20 protein-coding genes are annotated in these 17343 nt (G+C 71.4%); 7 read left to right on the forward strand and 13 right to left on the reverse strand.

Translation table 11 applies throughout. The features are described from left to right. Positions 1-55: 55 nt before the first annotated feature. Entirely contained in the window at positions 56-472 is a 417-nt protein-coding gene (locus tag AB0K03_RS19730; protein WP_364686840.1) for a nuclear transport factor 2 family protein, read from the forward strand. Between the two features lie 102 nt (positions 473-574). Further along, positions 575-925 (forward strand): hypothetical protein, encoded by a 351-nt coding sequence (locus tag AB0K03_RS19735; protein WP_364686843.1) that lies wholly within the window; start codon positions 575-577, stop codon positions 923-925. Between the two features lie 178 nt (positions 926-1103). Here AB0K03_RS19735 and AB0K03_RS19740 read toward each other — a convergent pair whose 3' ends face one another. Genes AB0K03_RS19740 through AB0K03_RS19750 form a run of 3 tightly spaced genes read right to left on the reverse strand, consistent with a single transcriptional unit; the run spans position 1104 to position 2152 of the window. After that, entirely contained in the window at positions 1104-1298 is a 195-nt protein-coding gene (locus tag AB0K03_RS19740) for a DUF2786 domain-containing protein (protein ID WP_364686846.1), read from the reverse strand. Between the two features lie 4 nt (positions 1299-1302). Further along, on the reverse strand, positions 1303-1695 hold the full coding sequence (locus tag AB0K03_RS19745; RefSeq protein WP_364686849.1) for a hypothetical protein: 393 nt from the start codon (positions 1693-1695) through the stop codon (positions 1303-1305). A gap of 37 nt (positions 1696-1732) precedes the next feature. After that, on the reverse strand, positions 1733-2152 hold the full coding sequence (locus AB0K03_RS19750; RefSeq protein WP_364686852.1) for a hotdog fold thioesterase: 420 nt from the start codon (positions 2150-2152) through the stop codon (positions 1733-1735). 138 nt (positions 2153-2290) lie between these two features. Between AB0K03_RS19750 and AB0K03_RS19755 the strand changes: the two genes are divergently transcribed. Beyond that, complete coding sequence (locus AB0K03_RS19755) at positions 2291-2539, forward strand: hypothetical protein (RefSeq protein ID WP_249610094.1); 249 nt, start codon at positions 2291-2293, stop codon at positions 2537-2539. A 10-nt stretch (positions 2540-2549) separates the two neighbouring features. On the opposite strand, the gene AB0K03_RS19760 is transcribed toward AB0K03_RS19755, so the two are convergent. The 3 genes from AB0K03_RS19760 to AB0K03_RS19770 form a co-directional block, all read right to left on the reverse strand. Further along, entirely contained in the window at positions 2550-3848 is a 1299-nt protein-coding gene (locus AB0K03_RS19760; RefSeq protein ID WP_364686856.1) for a PrsW family intramembrane metalloprotease, read from the reverse strand. Further along, positions 3845-4414, reverse strand: a complete 570-nt coding sequence (locus AB0K03_RS19765; RefSeq protein WP_364686859.1) for a hypothetical protein — start codon at positions 4412-4414, stop codon at positions 3845-3847. The genes AB0K03_RS19760 and AB0K03_RS19765 overlap by 4 nt, the downstream gene beginning before the upstream one ends. 294 nt (positions 4415-4708) lie before the next feature. Next, positions 4709-5452 carry a class I SAM-dependent methyltransferase gene (locus tag AB0K03_RS19770; RefSeq protein WP_364687127.1) on the reverse strand — a complete coding sequence of 248 codons (744 nt, stop codon included), beginning with the start codon at positions 5450-5452 and terminating at the stop codon, positions 4709-4711. Between the two features lie 54 nt (positions 5453-5506). Here AB0K03_RS19770 and AB0K03_RS19775 point away from each other — a divergent pair, with 54 nt between their 5' ends. Beyond that, positions 5507-5878, forward strand: coding sequence for a PPOX class F420-dependent oxidoreductase (locus tag AB0K03_RS19775; protein ID WP_364686862.1), 372 nt, complete (start codon positions 5507-5509; stop codon positions 5876-5878). Positions 5879-5947: 69 nt separating this feature from the next. On the opposite strand, the gene AB0K03_RS19780 is transcribed toward AB0K03_RS19775, so the two are convergent. Together AB0K03_RS19780 and AB0K03_RS19785 are read right to left on the reverse strand one after the other, a co-directional pair. Continuing rightward, a complete protein-coding gene (locus tag AB0K03_RS19780; RefSeq protein WP_014687221.1) occupies positions 5948-6157 on the reverse strand; it encodes a BldC family transcriptional regulator in 210 nt (69 codons plus the stop codon). A gap of 303 nt (positions 6158-6460) precedes the next feature. Further along, the gene (locus AB0K03_RS19785; RefSeq protein WP_364686865.1) at positions 6461-7300 is read right to left on the reverse strand and encodes a hypothetical protein; all 840 of its coding nucleotides are present in this window, start codon (positions 7298-7300) and stop codon (positions 6461-6463) included. A gap of 160 nt (positions 7301-7460) precedes the next feature. On the opposite strand from AB0K03_RS19785, the gene AB0K03_RS19790 reads away from it, so the two are divergent. Together AB0K03_RS19790 and AB0K03_RS19795 are read left to right on the forward strand one after the other, a co-directional pair. Next, entirely contained in the window at positions 7461-8543 is a 1083-nt protein-coding gene (locus tag AB0K03_RS19790) for a Glu/Leu/Phe/Val dehydrogenase dimerization domain-containing protein (RefSeq protein WP_364686867.1), read from the forward strand. A 179-nt stretch (positions 8544-8722) separates the two neighbouring features. Further along, entirely contained in the window at positions 8723-8938 is a 216-nt protein-coding gene (locus tag AB0K03_RS19795) for a DUF3073 domain-containing protein (RefSeq protein WP_199513385.1), read from the forward strand. 621 nt (positions 8939-9559) lie between these two features. On the opposite strand, the gene amcA is transcribed toward AB0K03_RS19795, so the two are convergent. The 5 genes from amcA to AB0K03_RS19820 form a co-directional block, all read right to left on the reverse strand. Further along, the gene (gene amcA, locus AB0K03_RS19800; RefSeq protein WP_364686869.1) at positions 9560-9784 is read right to left on the reverse strand and encodes a multiple cyclophane-containing RiPP AmcA; all 225 of its coding nucleotides are present in this window, start codon (positions 9782-9784) and stop codon (positions 9560-9562) included. Beyond that, on the reverse strand, positions 9753-10856 hold the full coding sequence (gene amcB, locus AB0K03_RS19805; protein WP_364687129.1) for a cyclophane-forming radical SAM peptide maturase AmcB: 1104 nt from the start codon (positions 10854-10856) through the stop codon (positions 9753-9755). The genes amcA and amcB overlap by 32 nt, the downstream gene beginning before the upstream one ends. A gap of 526 nt (positions 10857-11382) precedes the next feature. Beyond that, positions 11383-12531 carry a phosphoribosylformylglycinamidine cyclo-ligase gene (purM, locus tag AB0K03_RS19810; protein ID WP_364686871.1) on the reverse strand — a complete coding sequence of 383 codons (1149 nt, stop codon included), beginning with the start codon at positions 12529-12531 and terminating at the stop codon, positions 11383-11385. Between the two features lie 82 nt (positions 12532-12613). Next, positions 12614-14224, reverse strand: a complete 1611-nt coding sequence (gene purF / locus AB0K03_RS19815; protein WP_364686873.1) for an amidophosphoribosyltransferase — start codon at positions 14222-14224, stop codon at positions 12614-12616. Positions 14225-14302: 78 nt separating this feature from the next. Beyond that, positions 14303-14665, reverse strand: coding sequence for a sterol carrier family protein (locus AB0K03_RS19820; protein ID WP_364686875.1), 363 nt, complete (start codon positions 14663-14665; stop codon positions 14303-14305). 160 nt (positions 14666-14825) lie between these two features. On the opposite strand from AB0K03_RS19820, the gene AB0K03_RS19825 reads away from it, so the two are divergent. Continuing rightward, positions 14826-16979, forward strand: a complete 2154-nt coding sequence (locus tag AB0K03_RS19825; RefSeq protein WP_364686877.1) for a carboxypeptidase-like regulatory domain-containing protein — start codon at positions 14826-14828, stop codon at positions 16977-16979. The last annotated feature ends 364 nt before the right edge of the window (positions 16980-17343 follow it).

Here is a 17343-nt window from a genome sequence, read left to right on the forward strand (position 1 = left end):
ACCGCGACCACCGCTTCGACATCACGGTGACCGACCCGTACGCGAGGAGGAAACCGTGGAAGAGATCCGTACCGTCGTCCTGGAACGCGCGGCCGCCGTGGCGGCGAAGGACCCCCACAAGATGCTGGCTCACAATGCGCCCGGCATCGTGGAGTACACGCTCGCGCCGCCGCTGCGTCAGCCCGAGAGCACCGTCGCATCCGTGTCGGCGTGGCTCGCGACGTTCGAGGGCCCGATGAGCCTCGAGGTGACCGAGCTGGCCGTGACCGCCGGTGACGACGTGGCGTTCTGCACGAGCCTGAACCGCCTGACGGCCACGCCGAAGGGCAGGTCGGAAAGCTTCAGCCTGTGGTTCCGTTCCACGCTGGGCCTGCGCAAGGTGGCGGGCCGGTGGCTGGTGACCCATGAGCACGAATCGGTGCCGTTCGAGATGGACGGCACCTTCAAAGCCTCCACCGATCTCCGGCCGTGACGCCGGACCAGGCAGTTTGACCTTTCTTGCACGCACCTAGCGCAACCGGCACCTGTTACGTACTGCTATCCGTGAATCGAGTTCGCGGGGAGGAACGACGACGTGCCGACATTCAACAACGCGGAGGAGCAGGGGGCCTGGAATCTGGCCGAGGCGCTGAGCGAGAAGGGCATGGCGTGCATGCGTGAGGCCGAGCAGGCCGCGGAGAACTTCCGGCTCGGCAAGATGCAGATGCGGCGGAACTTCAAGGCGCGCGGGCTGTCCGAGGTGGACGCGGACATCCGGTGGTCGGGGATGACGCAGGCGAAGAAGGCGCTCGCGGACAACCAGTGGTACATGGCCCAGGCCTCGATGTACAACGAGGCCGCGGCCGCGCAGTACGCCAAGGCCCTCTATCTCAAGAACACCGAAAAGCCATCCGTCCGCCCCACCCACCACCCACAACCGAGCTGAAGGCATCCAGCGGGCGTCGAGCGGCCGGCTGCCGCCCAGGTCGGCGGTCCGGCCGGCCGCGTAGCCCTGACCGCGGCCGGTGCCGGCCAGCGCCGCGCCGCTCCAGGTGCACGACCTTGCAGCGCAGCGCGATGGCGACGGCTCCGAGCAACCCGGCCTTGTCCCTCGAGTACGGCGGCTACACCGTCACGACCCGATCACCGACCGGGTCGAGGGCGGGGCCGGCGCCGGCGAGCAGCGCCTGGTCGACGCCGTACTTGGCGATGAGCTCGGCGGCCTCGGCGGTGAAAGCCTCGGCCTCGGCCGGGGTGCAGGCCGGGCTCTCCGCCTTCGCCAGGAGCTTCCTGACCCGCTCGAGGAGCCGGTCGGTCATGCGGTCATGCCGCGCGGTGGCGCAGCGTGGCCACCGTCGAACCGGCCAGCGCGAGCAGGCAGTCCGGGAGCTGACCGTCGGCGATCGCGGCGCCGAACAGCGCCTCGCCGGTCGGGATGTCGCCGTTCACGTACGCGCTGACGAACCGCGCCACCCAGCGCTTGTCGTACCGGGCGTCGTCGATGCCGGGGAAGTCGAGGGTCCACGCGCCGCCGGTGGGCACGTTCTGTCCCACCATGGTCGCAGCGAGACACCACGCCACGTCGTACGCCCCCACGACACCCGACCGGTCCACGACCGCGTCGAAGGTGCAGACCACAGCGTCGGTGTCGCCGCTGAGCGCGCAGTGCAGCACCTGCGCCGCGTCGTCCAATGCGTGCTGTGGTACGTCGGTCACGTGAAGAAAGGTACGCGGATTCGTCAAGAAACGCGGCTCAGGCGCCCCGAAGGAGGCACGTCAGGCGGGCGGTGCACACCCGGTCCCCGTCCTCGTCGGTGATGACGATCTCGTAGGTGACCGCCGTACGCCCGCGGTGCACCGGCGTCGCGACGCCCGTGACCTCGCCGGACCGTACGCCCTTGTGGTGCGTGGCGTTGATGTCGACACCCACGGCGAGCGGCCGGTCGACCGTGGCGCCGTGCAGCACCGCCCCCACCGAGCCGAGCGTCTCCGCGAGCACGCAGGAGGCACCACCGTGCAGCAGCCCGTACGGCTGGGTGTTGCCCTCGACCGGCATCGTGGCGACCACGCGCTCGGGGGTGGCCTCGATGATCCGGATGCCCATCCGCTCGCCCAGGGAGCCCGCGCCCCCGCTGCCGAGGAGGGCCTGCATGCCGTCCGCCGTTGTACTCACGAGGCGCAACGTTACCGGCGAGTTCCGCTCGATCCAGCGACATCGGTCACAGCATGCGCGGCCGCCCGGGTCGCGGGGGTACCCCCTGGGCCCTACGTTGGTACCGACCGATCCGTAGCCCGAGCGAGGAGACAGTTCATGAGCGAGCCGCAGGAGATCGTCGAGACGCGCGGGGACGACCGGGTCGACCTGCTCGCCACCGACACGAACGGCGACGGCAAGCCGGACGTCTGGGTGTCGGACACCGACGGCGACGGCAAGGCGGACCTGTTCCAGTTCGACACCGACGGCGACGGCAAGGTCGACATCACCATGGTCGACCTCGACGAGGACGGCACCCCGGACACCGTGGTCGACGGCGACGGCGGCATCCCGCCGGTGGTCTGAGCCGCGCCGGTCAGCCGCCGCCGACGAGCGTGCTGACCGCCGCCCACAGCACCGCGACGGCCAGGGCCGTGGAGAAGACCGCCGAGGCGGTACGCCGCCACGGACCCTTGCCCGCGGGCGCGATCGCCTCCGGGTGGCCCAGCCGGTTGAGGATGCGGCGCTGCCGGCGTACCTCCCGGCACCATCGGCCGAGGTCCTGCGTGCCCCGGCTCAGCTCGACCGCCAGCCGGGCCTGGGCGCGTTGCAGGCGCCGTACGGCTGCCCGCGCGCGGAACCCCGCACGGACCCGGGCGTGCGAGCGCGCGCTGGCCCGCCGCGACCCCGATTTGAGGGCCTCGGCCTCGGCGGGCGTGATGAGCTCCGGGTCGTCCAGGGTCGCGAGCTGCTCGGCGTAGTAGTCGGCCTCCCGGTCGTGCGCCGACCGGACGAGCAGCCAGATCAGCACGAGCGGCGGCAGGCCCTTGAGGACGAGGACGGCGAGCAGGGCGACCGCGCCGTTGCCGAGGCCGTCGCGCAGCAGCGGCGAGTTCCACAGCACGTGCGACGCCCACGCCCCGAGGACCCCCAGCATCGCCACGCCGACCCGGGTACGCAGCGTCCGCTCGCAGCGCACGACGAGGTAACCGATGCCCGCGCCGGCCAGCGCGCCGAACAGGGTGTGGCTCCAGAGGCCGGAGAGCAGGCCGCGCAGCAGGAACGTGGTGATCACCGGTTCGACGTGATCGCCTCGGCCGGCCAGGGCGACCGCGCCCATCGCGTACACGACGTCCTCGACGATCTGGAATCCCAGGCCGACCAGCGCGCCGTAGACGACGCCGTCCAGCACGCTGTTCACCTGTGCCCGGGCGACGAGCACGATGGCGACCACGCCGAGCGTCTTGGCGATCTCCTCGACGGTCGGCCCGGCCAGCGCGGCGCCCCAGTCGGCCGCCAAGTGCGGCGAGCCGAGCTTGGCTATGAGGTCGTCGAGGGCCGCGCTGGCCGGGATGGAGACCGCGGTGGCGACCAGCCCACCCCAGCCGAACGCCAGCACCCGCAGCCCGAGCGGCTCCCGCTCGAGGAAGTCCAGCTCCGAGACGACGAACCAGAACGGCACGGCCAGCAGCGCGAACAGCCCGGTCGCGGTGAGCAGCGCGATCGGGTACGCGGCCGCGTACCGCCCCGCGATCATGGACATCCGTACGGCGCCCACGGCCAGCAGCACCGCCACGACCCAGAACCCGGGCAGTCGCAGCAGGCCGAGGTCCGGCGGCGCCCCGGGCTGCACGGGCGCGGACCGGGCGCTGCGCAAACGGGGCTCCGCGGTCACCGGGCCGGCTCCGCCCCGGACCGCAGCGTACGGGTGCTGGCGTCGATCGCCGGCAACGTACGGCCGAGGTCCAGGTCGGCGCCGCTCACGGTGACCTCGATGGTGTGGCCGTCGGTGACGAAGACCGAGTACCGGCCGCCGCGCCCGGGCCCGCTGTACGCGCCCTGCAGACCCGCCAGGCCGCCCGCGGTCGCGACGGTCAGCTCGGTGCCGGTCACCTGGTAGCCCGACGTGCCGGTGATGCGCTGCCGCAGCCGCGCGACCGCCGCCTGCAGGTCGCCGTCGAACGGCTGGACGCTGATGAAGTAGCGGACCGGGCCGAGCCGGAAAAGCACGGTCCCGGACGTGTCGGACGGGCGGGTCTCGGTGACGTCCACGCGCGCCCCCGGCGGGGGCACGACCGTCACCCCGCCCCCGACCTCGTACGGGCGGTCCGCCGGCACCGGGCGCTCGGCCGGCAGCGCGTGGTTCAGCGCGGGAAGCCCGAAGGCGAGGCCGCCGAGCCCGGCCACCAGGCTGAGCGCGCCGAGGAGGTTCGTCAGCTGACGCCGAGTAACGCTCCCCATACCGTTACGCTATCGGGCCTCGGGCGCCGGCTCGCGGTGTAGAACGTTTTGTCCGTTTACTCGGAACGTTCGCGCAGCTGGGCGGTGGGCACGGCGGCGGTCAGCCACACGCCGTTCTCGCTGCGGTGGAAGACGTGCCCGGCCGACACCATGGCGGCCGCGTCGACCTCGAGAACCGCGACCTCGGACGAGCGGCGACGCCCGACGGCAGGTCGGCGACGGGCACCCAGCCGCGGTGCCGCAGGACCAGGGACATGCGCCGGCTGATCCGTACCTGCTCCTTGGTCAGGTTGGTCATGGTTGAAGCTCCATGACCGCAAGGTAGTAAGGACGGTCGTGGTCGTCGATCGATTTGAGGCGCCACCGGGTGCCCTCGAGCAGCTTCTCCAGCTCGTCCACCGAACACACCAGGTAGTCGAACCATTCGGTGGTCAGGCGCCGGTATCGCAGCCTCAGCCGCAGCTGGCCGCCGAGCCGGCCGCGCTCGCGGTTACGCCGGTGATAGTCCGTGTGGACGGGATCCTTGGTCCCGTACGGATCCGTGCCGTGCGCGACGATCCGGGCGCCGGGCCGGGACAGCTCCGCCAGCGCGGCGAGGAAGGCCGGGGCGCGCTCAGGCCCCTCGAGCAGCCCGAGGTTGTTGCCCAGCAGCAGGAACGTGTCGTAGCGCGAGGCCGCGCGGGACGCGTACGTGTCGACGTCGGCGATCACGGTGTCCCGCAGACCGCGCGCCCGCGCCACCTCGACGGCACCTGCGGAGGTGTCCAGCCCGGTCACGGCCATGCCGCGCTTCTGCAGCTCGACGGCCGTACGCCCGGCCCCGCACCCGATATCGAGCACCGCGCCCCGGCACAACCGCAGCGCGCGGTGGTCGTGCGGCTGCCAGTGCGCGGGCTCGTCCAGATAATGGTCGGCGGGCGCGCCGTTGATCAGACCGTCGTCCCGTTCGATGACCTCGATGACCGGCCGGGGCAACCGCCCGCCGGCCAGGGGGCGTGGGCCGATTCCGGTGCGCACGGCGTACGCGTCCCGGATCATCTCCCCGAACACGTCTCCGACGACCGGCTCTTCCACCGCTACTACTCTTGATCCATGGCGGCGCTAGGGCAACTCGGTTCGGAGAAGTACGTCCTGCTGACGACATTCCGCAGGACCGGCAAGGCGGTGCCGACGCCGCTGTGGGTCGTACCGGACGGCGACGGGCTGGCGTTCTGGACGCCGAAGGAGGCGGGCAAGCTCAAGCGGATCCGCAACAGCCCACGGGTGACCGTCGCGCCGTGCGACGTCCGGGGCAATCCCCACGGTGAGGCGATCGAGGCCGCCGCGCGCATCGGGAACGAGGACGACCGCGTCCGCATCGGAGAGGCGATCAAGCGCAAGTACGGCCTGCCGGGACGCCTTGTCCTGCTCGGCAGCCGATTGCGCCGCGGCCTGCACGGCACGACGACGATCCTGGTCGCATAGACGACGAAGGGGCGATCGCCTTCCCCGGCGTTCGCCCCTCTATCGATCTCTCGGTCGACTGCGGTCCGTTCAGTCGCCCTGACGCTGCGTGGGAATCTGCCCCTGCAGCAGGGCGCGAACCTCCGACTCCCGGTAGCGACGGTGCCCGCCCAGCGTGCGAATTGCGCTGAGCTTGCCCGCCTTGGCCCACCGGGTGACGGTCTTCGGGTCGACACGGAACATCGACGCCACCTCGGCCGGCGTTAGTAGCGGCTCAGGATCGTGCGTACGCGATGCCATCGGTCACTCCTCCACAGGTACCTAAAGACATCGGCCGGGGTCCCGCCGGCCGGTGCGTCTCTCATGGTCCGGCTAGTCCCCGATGTCCGACATGGGCCGAACGGCCGAACGTCCCTAGATAGACGGTTGAAGCATGACCGATTTATACGAGTTTTCTACGCCAGAAAGTGTCTTGTTTGGACCGAATATCACGCTTCGCGGAGCCATCGTTACGAAGAGTATTCACCTCGACAGGGCCCTCGCGGGCATCGTTCCGTGCCCGTTCGTCCCGTTTCCGCAGCTCAACAGCATGATGGTCGTCTATCAGTTGCAGCGCTCCAGCAACTGCACCGCCCGCCAGCGGGCGACGAGCTTCTCGTACGCCTCCGTGGCGGCGTCGGCATCCCCCCGCGACAGCGCGGACAGGCCGGCGGCCACCAGTCCCGGCGAATCGTCCTCCTGCAGATCGGCGTCCTTGAGGATGCCGGTGAGACCGCCGTAGTCCAGCTCGACGATCGAGCGGGGGTGGAACTCCTCCAGCCACCGCGTGCCCTCCTCCACCGCCTCGGTGATCGGGGCGTCGCCGAGCGACTTGCGCAGCACCGAGACGCCGCGGTGGGCCCGGCGGCGGGCCTTCGAGATCTCCGTGCGGTAGCGCAGCACCCGCCGGCCGCCGGTCAGGCTGATCTCCCGCTCGTCCAGATCGACGAAGACGAACCAGCGCAGCGGCACGCCCCACGTGGCGATCTGCTCGTGCACCCTCGGGACGCCGCGCTCCAGCACCTTCGCCCCGCTGCGCCAGTCGTCGACCACGGCCTTGGCCTGGCCGGCCAGCACCGGGGGGACGAACGCGTCGGCCAGCACGCTCGGCACGCCGTCACGGGCGTTCAGGGCCGCCTCGGCGACGCGCAGCCGCAGGTTCCACGGGCAGACCAGCAGGGTGTCGCCCCACTCCATGACGTACGCCTCGTCTGGCAGATCGGGCAGGCGGGTCCACCCCGCGCCCAGCGCCTCCAGCACCGCGGTGCGCTGCCGGACGGGACCCTCCACCGGGCCCAGCGCCCGGCCCTCCCGGGCATAGCGGCGCCAGAAAATCTGACGGTCGCGGTCGAAGGCGGTCAGCGGTTCGTAAACCCGCAGGTACGACGCGAACAGTGACGGCACGGCGCGATCCTTTCACGAATTGACCGCCGGTTGACTTCCCGGTCGCCTGCCATTCCGGCGGCATGGATCACGACTAGGCTCGCTGGTGTCCGGCAGAACCCCGCCGGAACACCGCAGGCGCCCCACAAAGGCGTACCCACACACACTCAGGAGAGCAGCCATGGGCGTGTTCGTCAGCAGCGACGGCACCGACGCCGCCGGGCACGAGCAAGTCGTCTTCTGCCAGGACCGGCACACCGGTCTGAAAGCGATCATCGGCATCTACTCGACGGCCCTCGGGCCGGCGCTGGGCGGGACCCGGTTCTACCCGTACGAGAGCGAGGAGGCCGCGCTCACCGACGTGCTGAACCTCTCGCGCGGCATGGCGTACAAGAACGCCCTCGCGGGGCTGGACCTCGGCGGCGGCAAGGCGGTGATCTGGGGCGACCCGGCCGCCGACAAGTCCGAGGCGCTGCTGCGGGCGTACGGCCGCTTCGTCGAGTCGCTGCACGGCCGCTACTACACCGCCTGCGACGTCGGCACGTACGTGCCGGACATGGACATCATCTCCCGCGAGACCCGCTACGTGACCGGCCGCAGCGTCGAGCACGGCGGCGCCGGCGACTCCTCCGTGCTGACCGCCTGGGGCGTCTTCCAGGGCATGCGCGCCGCGGCGGAGCACACGTGGGGCAGCCCCACGCTGGCCGGCCGCCGGGTGGGCGTCGCGGGCCTCGGCAAGGTCGGCAAGTACCTGGTGGGTCACCTGATCGAGGACGGCGCCTCGGTGGTCGCCACGGACGTCAGCCCGGCCGCGCTGGAGTGGGCCCGCACGACGTACCCCCAGGTCGATCTCGTCCCGGACACGCAGACCCTGATCACCAGCGACATCGACGTGTACGCCCCCTGCGCGCTGGGCGGGGCGCTCGACGACGACACCGTGCCGGTGCTGCGCGCCAAGATCGTGACCGGCGCCGCGAACAACCAGCTGGCCCACCCCGGCATCGAGAAGATGCTGGAGGAGCGGGGCATCCTCTACACGCCCGACTACGTCGTGAACGCCGGCGGCGTGATCCAGGTGGCCGACGAGATCGAGGGCTTCAACTTCGAACGCGCCAAGCTGCGCGCCACCAAGATCTTCGACACCACGGGTCAGATCCTGCGCCTCGCCGCCGACGAGGGCGTCCCACCGGCGGTGGCCGCCGACCGGCTCGCCGAGCGCCGCATGGCCGAAGTCGGACGGCTCCGCAGCATCTACCTGGGTTGAGGCTTTTGTACGCCGTCGCGCGTCGAGTCCCCGACAAGCCACGACGCGCGACGGTGGTACACGTAACCCGAGGTGCCGAAGGCGGCATCGTCCATGTACCGTAAGACCCACGAGAGATGCCTGACGTCATCGGGGCCCGCCTTCGGGCTGCCCCGAATTCTGTGCGAGGGGGTCGAGCCATGGGGCGCGGCCGTGCTAAGGCCAAGCAGACAAAGGTGGCCCGGGAGTTGAAGTACCACTCCCCGAACACCGACCTCACCGCCTTGCAGCGCGAACTGGCGGGTGCTGGTAAGTCCGACCGTCACTTCGACGCCGACGACAACGAGTTCGTCGACGACGAGGATGACGACGACCTGGACGACGAGCACGACGCCTGGTCGCCTTCAAGGCGCTGACCCGTATTGCACAGAGCACGCGGCTTCCCGCGTGCTTCCGTGTGTCGCGGTCGTTCCGGCAGTTCATGATGCCCACGTGGTCTGACCGCGCGGGCGTCGTGTCCTGCTCGTAGTCCCGCTCCCTCCGTCGCTGCCCAAGCGAGGGTGACAGCCCGGACGCCGTCATGCGGTCCGGGCGGTGTGGTGTGCGGTCCTCCGCACGGAACGTCCGAGACGTGGGTGAAGCGGTCTCCAGAAGTCATCACGTTTCCGCAGGTGGGCCGGACAACGCCGTTCGGTCACCTGCTGAGACCTCGGGTGCCTTCGCCGCGCCGGGCTGCGCGCGAACCGACTAGGCGTCTTCCCGCGGCATGCTCCGAGTGCCGGCTCGACGTTTCCTCGGCATGTCCGAGTGTCGGCTCGACGCCTTCCTACGTGCGTGTCCGGGTGCCGAGCTCGGCGCTTCCCCGCGACCTGTCGGAGTGCCGACTCGCACCTGTCCAGGCGCTGCCTTCAGCGTTCCCGACGGCGGGAGCCCTCGACGGGCAGTGCGTCCGGGCTGATCATCTTCGGACAAGGGCCATTGACGATCGCCGAGACGTCGTCTATCGATCTGCGCTCCGGGGTACCGACCGCGCCCGTTCAGCGCGGCCGGTTGTTCCAGTTGTAGAACGTCGGGATGTTCTCGAAGTGATTCCAGGCGCACACCGCCGACCCGTCGCCGGCCGCCGACTCGGCGCGCCGCTCCCGGGCCTCCTCCGCCTCCTCGATCAGGGCGGCCAGGCCGGTACGGGTCTCGCGCACCCGCGCCGTCACGGGATCGGTCTCCACGCGGTCAGACGGCCGTGGGCTCGTGATCTCGGGCATGGTCCAGCACTCCCTCCAGTAGGCGAATCTTGCTGTTGCGGCAGTGGTCCGTCGTCGTCACGTCGAACCGGCCGTGCTCGAAGTAGCGGTTGGCCGCGTGTGCGCCGCCGCAGAAGCCGAAATACGGGCACTGCGCGCGACAAGCTTCGACGCCGTCGAGGAACTCCCCGATCCACGGCGTACCGGTAGCGCCGGCCAGGATCTCGCCCAGCGGGGTGGTCAGCACGTTGCCGCTGCTGAAGTCGCCGTACCGGGGGTCGGAGAAGCCGGCCAGCTCCGGTGAGAGCAGCACCACGCTGCCGTCGTGGGCGACCGTCGGGATCGGGTCGAGGCTGCGGGGCAGCACGTCGTCCGCCGTACCGTCGAGCACCGCCGCCGCGTAGCGCAGCGACCACTCGATCTCCCGCAGGTGGATGCGCGGGTCCCGGCGCCACGCGCTCACCAGCTCCGCCCAGAACGCGGTCACGTCCCGCTCGGGATGCCGGTTGGCCCGGGTGTTGACGCCTTCCATCTCCTCGACGTTGATCCCGAGGACTTCGCAACCCAGCTCGAGGAAGTAGCCGTACAACTCGGTGGCCAGCCCCGGCTCGGGCCGCGCGACCACGCACAGCGCCGAGAACGGGATGCCGTGCCGCTTCAGCGCTTCCACGCCGCGCAGGATCCGGTCGTACGCCGGCTTGTTGCCCCTGGTCACCCGTTCCGCGTTGCGCGGCTCGGGCCCGTCGACGCTCACGCTGACCCGGATCCGGTGCTCGGTGAAGAACTCGCACCACGCGTCGTCGATCAGCGTCGCGTTGGTCTGCACATGGTGCTCGACGCCTTCGGCGAAGGGCGCGATCAGGTCGGCGAAGTGCTCCCGTCCCGCGGCGAGGGGCTCGCCGCCGTGCCACACCACCGAAAATCGTCCGGTACGGGCCCAGGGGCGCACAGACGCAGCAACGGCGCGGGCGACTTCGACGGGCATCCTCCGGTCGGCCCGCCGCAACGGAAGGTAACAGTAGGAACAGTCGAGATTGCAGAGCGTGGTGGGCTGCATGACGACGTACGTGGGAACCGTGGCTATGCCCCGCATACCGCTCCAGCCGAGCCCCACAGTCACCTCCTCGTCCACGCCGTCCCCGGTCCAGGCCAGGCTATGTGCCCGCGTCCACCCGGGTCTGCCCCGCAGCCGCATCCATGACGAAAAGATCCGTGCGTGCCGATCCATCGACACACGCGGATCATTTCACACGAAGCACGAGAAATCCTCAGAAGCGGAGCCCTCCACCTTTCCCGGCGAATCGCCCGCCGGGGATCGCCGGGTGCGGCCGCCCGACCGGCGCGGCCGCTGCGAGCAGCCGTTGAGCAGGTCGGCGGCCCGGCGGCTGCAGTGCCCCGCCGTTGCGCGCCGGCGTCACCGTCAACCCGGGCGGCGGCTTCGGCTTGCTGGCCGGGGTCGCCGGCCCGGGGGCTGCAGCGCGCCGCCGTTGCGCGGGTCGCGGGCTTCCGCGGCCGTGGTCGGCCGGCACCGGGCGGGTCACCGGCCGGCGTCGCCGCGGTCCCGTGCCGCGGAGCGGGTCGGCCGGGTGGCCCCGACCGGTCCCGTGCCGCGGAGCGGGTCAGCCGCGGGTGTACTGGCCCACCATCTGCACCTGGCCGGTGCCCTCGATGACCTCGCCGACCTGCCACGCCTCCACGCCGCGGCCGGTCAGGTAGGCCATCGCGCGGTCGGCGTCGTCCGAGGAGACGATCGCGAACATGCCGACGCCCATGTTGAACGTGGCCTCCATCTCGACGTCCTCGATGCGGCCCTTCGCCTGGATCAGGTCGAAGATCGGCTGCGGGCGCCAGGACGAGCGGTCCACCACGGCGTCGACGTGCTCGGGGAGGATGCGGACCAGGTTGCCGGGGATGCCGCCACCCGTGACGTGCGAGAACGCGCGGACGTCGGTCTCCTCGATCAGGCCCAGGCAGTCCTTGGCGTAGATCTTGGTGGGGGTGAGCAGCTCCTCGCCGAGGGTGCGCTGCTTGCCGAAGTCGTCCACGACGGTGTCGAGGCGCATCCGGCCCGCGCCGAGGAGCACGTGGCGCACCAGCGAGTAGCCGTTCGAGTGCAGGCCCGACGAGCGCATCGCGATGACCGCGTCACCGATCTCGACCTTGTGGGCGCCGAGGATCTCGCTCTCCTCGACCACGCCGACACCGGTCGCGGAGACGTCGTACTCGTCGGGGCGCAGCACGCCGGGGTGCTCGGCCGTCTCGCCGCCCAGCAGCGCGCAGCCCGCGTACCGGCAGCCGTCCGCGATGCCGGCGCCGATCTCGGCGACCTTGTCCGGCACGACCTCGCCGCAGGCGATGTAGTCGAGCAGGAACAGCGGCTCGGCGCCGCACGCGACCAGGTCGTCGACCACCATCGCGACCAGGTCGATGCCGATCGTGTCGTGGATGTCGAGCTGCTGCGCGATGACGAGCTTGGTGCCCACGCCGTCGGTCGACGAGGCGAGGATCGGGCTCTTGTACTTCTGGGTGTTCAGCTTGAAGAGGCCCGCGAAGCCGCCCAGGTCGCCCATGACCTCCGGCCGAGACGTCTTCTTGACCTTGGACTTGAGCAGCTCGACCGCGCGGTCGCCGGCGTGGATCGAGACGCCGGCGTCCGCATACGTCACCGTGCGCTTGCGGCTGCGGCCGGACCCCGCCGACCACGGCTGGCGGTCGGCGCCCTCGGCGCCGTTCGATCCGGCACTGTTGCGCTCGGACACGTGCGTCACGGTTCTCCCCTTTGATGGTGGTGCTGCTCGGCTGGGCCGCTGTTTCGACGTCTGGCGGTGGTGCGGTGGTTCCGTGGCGACCCTACGGGCGGTGCAGGGCGTCGACCCCACCCGGGCTGCCGACCAGCGGTTGCGACCGTTCCCGCTCGCCCTCGGCGTACTGCTCATCCTCGTACTCCTGCTCGAGCCCCGCCACCGCGGCGGTCGCCGCCTCCGCGGAGGCGTCCGGCATCGCAGCGCGCTTGCCGACGCTCTCGAGGAGGTGCTTGCCGATCAGATGACCGGCCGGGAGCTCGATCGGGTACTGCCCATCGAAGCAGGCCATGCAGAGCCGTGTCTTCGGCTGCTCGGTCGCCTGGACCAGGCCGTCCAGCGAAACGTAGCCGAGGCTGTCGGCGCCGATCGAGCGCCGGATGCCGTCGATCTCCAGGCCGTTGGCGATCAGCTCGGCGCGGGTCGCGAAGTCGATGCCGTAGAAGCAGGGCCACTTCACCGGCGGGGACGAGATACGTACGTGCACCTCGAGCGCCCCCGCCTCACGCAGCATGCGGATCTGCGCGCGCTGGGTGTTGCCACGCACGATCGAGTCGTCGATCACCACGATGCGCTTGCCCCGGACGACCTCGCGCAGGGGGTTGAGCTTCAGCCGGATGCCCAGCTGGCGGATGGTCTGCGAGGGCTGGATGAAGGTGCGGCCCACGTACGCGTTCTTCATGAAGCCCGCGCTGTACGGGATGCCGGACTCCTCCGCGTACCCGATCGCGGCCGGGATGCCCGACTCCGGGACGCCGATCACCAGGTCGGCCTCGGCCGGGTGCTCCTTGGCGAGCTTGCGGCCCACCTCGACGCGGGCCGAGTAGATGTTGCGGCCGGCGATGGTGGTGTCGGGGCGGGCGAGGTAGACGTACTCGAAGAGGCAGCCCTTGGGCTCGGGGTTCGCGAACCGGCTCGAGCGCAGGCCGTGCTCGTCGATCGCGAGGATCTCGCCGGGCTCCACCTCACGGACGAAGCTGGCACCGACGATGTCGAGGGCGGCGGTCTCACTGGCCACGGCCCAGCCGCGTTCCATCCGGCCCAGCACCAGCGGGCGTACCCCTTGGGCGTCACGGGCGGCGTACAGCGTGCTCTCGTCCATGAAGACGAAGCTGAACGCGCCCCGCAGGCGCGGGAGGACCTCCATGGCCGCGGCCTCGACCGAGAGGTCCGGGCGGGCGGCGAGGAGCGTCGTGACGAGGGAGGTGTCGTTGGTGGCGGCGTCGACCTCGAGCCCGCGCTCGGCGATCTCCTTGGCCAGCTCCGCGGTGTTCACCAGGTTGCCGTTGTGCGCCAGCGCGATGGTGGTGCCCGCAGTGGTGGCCCGGATCGTCGGCTGGGCGTTCTCCCAGTTGGAACCACCGGTGGTGGAGTAACGGGCGTGGCCGATGGCGAGATGCCCGCGGAGGCTGGCCAGCGTCGGCTCGTCGAAGACCTGGGAGACCAGGCCGAGATCCTTGTACACGACCACGCCCGAGCCGTCACTCACAGCGATGCCGGCGGCTTCCTGACCGCGGTGCTGCAGGGCGTAGAGGCCGAAATAGGTGAGTTTCGCAACCTCTTCCTCGGGGGCCCAGACGCCGAAGACGCCGCAGGCATCCTGGGGTCCGCGGTCCTGGGGGTCGAGATCGTCGGTCAACCGGCCGTCGCCTCGGGGCACGCGCTTGCTCCCTCATGCTGATCTGCTCGGACTTGCTGGTCTGTTCCGACCGACCAGTGTACGCGAGGTGACGGGCGTTCAGCTCGGGTGCACGGGGAGGTACGGAGTGAGATCAGTGCGTATCCCACTGGCCCGCACGCGGCCCGAATCCACCGCTTCGGCCCAGCTCAGCCTGCCCGTTGCGACGAGCAGCCAAGTCATCGGATCGGTCTCGACCACATTGGGCGGTGTGCCGCGGGTGTGCCGCGGACCGGCGACACACTGAATCGCACCGAAAGGTGGAATACGGACCTCCACCGATCGGCCGGGCGCCGTTCGCGCAAGCTCACCCAGCAGTGCTCGCACAGCGTCACGAAGCACGGAACGCTCGGGTTCGGCACCGCCGTCCAGCGCGTCCAGCGCGTCCCTCACCGACTCGGATTTATTGTGCGCAGGAGACACGTCGGGACAATACGACCCGGCGAATGACCACAAGGCGGCGGCCCTGGGTCGCGCGGACGTCGTCCGACAGGGCATAGTGGCCGACGGTGTGTACTCGTCGCGGGATCCAGGGGGCCGACTCAAAGGCAACCGGGGACCGCGCGACCGGAAGGCGGTGGACGTGACAACGCACCTACGAGCCCGGGCAGTCCAGGCCGGTGCGTTCCTGGCGCTGGTCGGCGGCATCATCGCCGCAGGGCCCTCGGCTGCCCTGGCGGTGGACCCCAAGGTCACCATCAGCAGCCTGTCGTCAGGAGACATCCCGTCCGGTGGCAAGACCACGCTGACGTTCACCATCGCCAACCAGAACCCGCCCACGCCGAACGCCGAGGACGGCGTCACCGTCGTCGTCAGTGCCGACGGCATGAGCTGCAGCGGCAAGTGCAACTTCAACGACACGATCCCGCCGAACCAGAGCAAGCAGTACACGGCGACGCTCACGGCGGGCAATGTCGAGGCTGGACAGACGCGCAGCGTGCAGGTCCAGATCAACGCCTCGATCGGCGAGGACAGCAGCAGCGCGAGCCGGGCCATCACAGTCCGCGGCCCGGACAAGCCCAAGACGGTGCGCCAGGTCAGCGGCCGGGTCCGGGACCAGGACGGCAACCCGGTCGCGGGAGCGGCTGTGGGTCTGCAGGACAGCGCCGGCCGGGCGCACAACACCACGTCCGGCAGCGACGGCCGCTACTCGATCCAAGGCTCGGAGAGCGATCCGATCGCGGTGGGCCGGATCGTCGTCGGCGCCACCAAACAGGGCTACAACACCACCACCGCGACCATTCAGGGCAGCGCGGACAAGTCGATCAACGTCCCGCTGACCATCAAGCTTCTCGCCGCACCGACGTCAGCGACCCCGTCGGCCACCGCCACCCCGAGCGCGACGCCGACCGAGGACCTCACCGACGAAGCCACGGAAGCCGCCACGGAGGAAGACACCGCCGCCGCGGCACCCGACCAGAACAAGACTGCGGGCGAGGACGAGGGCAACGGCTCCCTCCTGTTCATCCTCCTCGGCGGTCTGCTGGTGGCCGCGGGCGTCGGCGCGATCGTGCTGGTCCTCATGCGCCGCAAGAACAGCGACCCCGACGACCCGGACGGCGGCGGCCCCGGCGGTGCCGCGCCGGCGAGCCGAGGCTTCGGCGGCGCCGACGAGACCCGCGTGGCCGCACCCATGGGCGGCCGGGGCAGCGACGCGACGATGATCGCCCCGCGCTCCGGCGCACCGTCCATCGCGGACGCTCCCACGATGATCCACCGTGCCCCGGTGGCCGACCCGGTCGACGAGTTCCCGGACCCGTACGGAGCACCGCTGCCGCAGAACGGCGCGTACAACGCCCCCGGCGGCTATGGCGCCACGGCAGCCGCGGGCGCGGCCGGCGCCGCGGGTGCCTACGGCACGGCGACGCAGTACGGCGGGGCTCCGGTGCCGGCCCAGAGCGGCGGCTACGGCGACGATGACGGCTACGCCGGCGGGTACGACGACCCCAACGGGTACGGCGACCAGGGCGGCTACCCCGCGAACGGCGGCCCGCAGCGCTACGACGAGCCCACCGGCATGTACCGGCCCGACCCGAACGGCTTCGAGGACCAGGGCGGCTACGGCGAGCCCGGCTACGACAACGGCTACGGCCAGGGCGGCGACTACGCCGGCGGCCAGCCCGGCGCCGACGACTACGCCGGCTCCGGCCGGGGTGGCGCGTACGAGGCGGGCGCCTACCAGGGCGCGGGCTACGGGCAGGGCGGCGGCGACGACCAGGGCGGCTACGGCTCCTGGGACGACGCCGGCGGCATGGACAGCGGCAACGCGTACGGCCCTCCGGCCGGCGGCGGCGCGTACGGCGGCAGCCCTCAGGGCGGCGGCACGTACGGCGGCGGCGCTGCGGACGGCGGCGCCTACGGCGGTGCAGCCGGCGGGACGTACGGCGGTGGCGGCGCCCAGGGCGGCGGCACCTACGGCGGCGGGGCCGGTGGTGGCGGCGGTTACGGTGCCGGCGGGTACGGCGCTGACCAGGACGGCGGCTACGGCGAGGACTACGACCAGCGCGGCGGCAACGGCAGCGGCGGCACGTACGGCGGTGGCGCTCCGTACGCCGGCGGCGTTCCGGCCGGCGGCGGCACGTACGGCGGCGCTGCGGGCGGCGGCACCTACGGCGGCGCCCCTGCAGGCAGCGGCGGCACGTACGGGGCTGAGCAGGGCAGGCGCGGGGCACCGCGGCAGCCCGAGGGCCCGCAGCAGCCGGGGCAGCGACGGCCGATCGACTGGATGGACGACTGACAGCCGAGCCGGCCGAAGGACACGAAACCGGCCTCCGCCGATCAGGGCGGGGGCCGGTTTTTCGGCTCTGGTGAGCGTCCCATGGCCGAGCGGTGCAGCGGCGCGGTGGCTTGGCGGTGCGGCTCGGATCGGCGGCCCGGCTTGGCCCGGCGCGGCGTGGCTCGGCGCTGCTCGGCCCGGCTTAGCGGCCCGGCCCGGCGTGGCACGACCCGGCGCGGCGTGGCTCGGCGCGGCGTGGCTCGGCTCGGCGCGGCTTGGCGGCGCGGCCCGGCCCGGCAGGGTGGCTCGGCTCAGCGCGGCGCGGCGCAGCCGTTTGGCGCGGCGCGGCGGCGCGGCTGGGCTGCAGGACACGACGTGGCGAATT

Source organism: Actinoplanes sp. NPDC049316 (assembly GCF_040677315.1).
In the GTDB taxonomy this organism is placed as follows: Bacteria; Actinomycetota; Actinomycetes; order Mycobacteriales; family Micromonosporaceae; genus Actinoplanes.

Bases quoted from the DNA above. Each gene is read 5' to 3' on its own strand.
- AB0K03_RS19780 (WP_014687221.1), bottom strand. From the start codon at position 6,157: ATGGCATCGCGTACGCACGATCCTGAGCCGCTACTAACGCCGGCCGAG.
- AB0K03_RS19770 (WP_364687127.1), bottom strand. From the start codon at position 5,452: ATGATCCGGGACGCGTACGCCGTGCGCACCGGAATCGGCCCACGCCCC.
- amcB (WP_364687129.1), bottom strand. From the start codon at position 10,856: ATGCGGGGCATAGCCACGGTTCCCACGTACGTCGTCATGCAGCCCACC.
- AB0K03_RS19740 (WP_364686846.1), bottom strand. From the start codon at position 1,298: ATGACCGACCGGCTCCTCGAGCGGGTCAGGAAGCTCCTGGCGAAGGCG.
- AB0K03_RS19765 (WP_364686859.1), bottom strand. From the start codon at position 4,414: ATGGGGAGCGTTACTCGGCGTCAGCTGACGAACCTCCTCGGCGCGCTC.
- AB0K03_RS19795 (WP_199513385.1), top strand. From the start codon at position 8,723: ATGGGGCGCGGCCGTGCTAAGGCCAAGCAGACAAAGGTGGCCCGGGAG.
- AB0K03_RS19790 (WP_364686867.1), top strand. From the start codon at position 7,461: ATGGGCGTGTTCGTCAGCAGCGACGGCACCGACGCCGCCGGGCACGAG.
- amcA (WP_364686869.1), bottom strand. From the start codon at position 9,784: ATGCCCGAGATCACGAGCCCACGGCCGTCTGACCGCGTGGAGACCGAT.
- AB0K03_RS19755 (WP_249610094.1), top strand. From the start codon at position 2,291: ATGAGCGAGCCGCAGGAGATCGTCGAGACGCGCGGGGACGACCGGGTC.
- AB0K03_RS19775 (WP_364686862.1), top strand. From the start codon at position 5,507: ATGGCGGCGCTAGGGCAACTCGGTTCGGAGAAGTACGTCCTGCTGACG.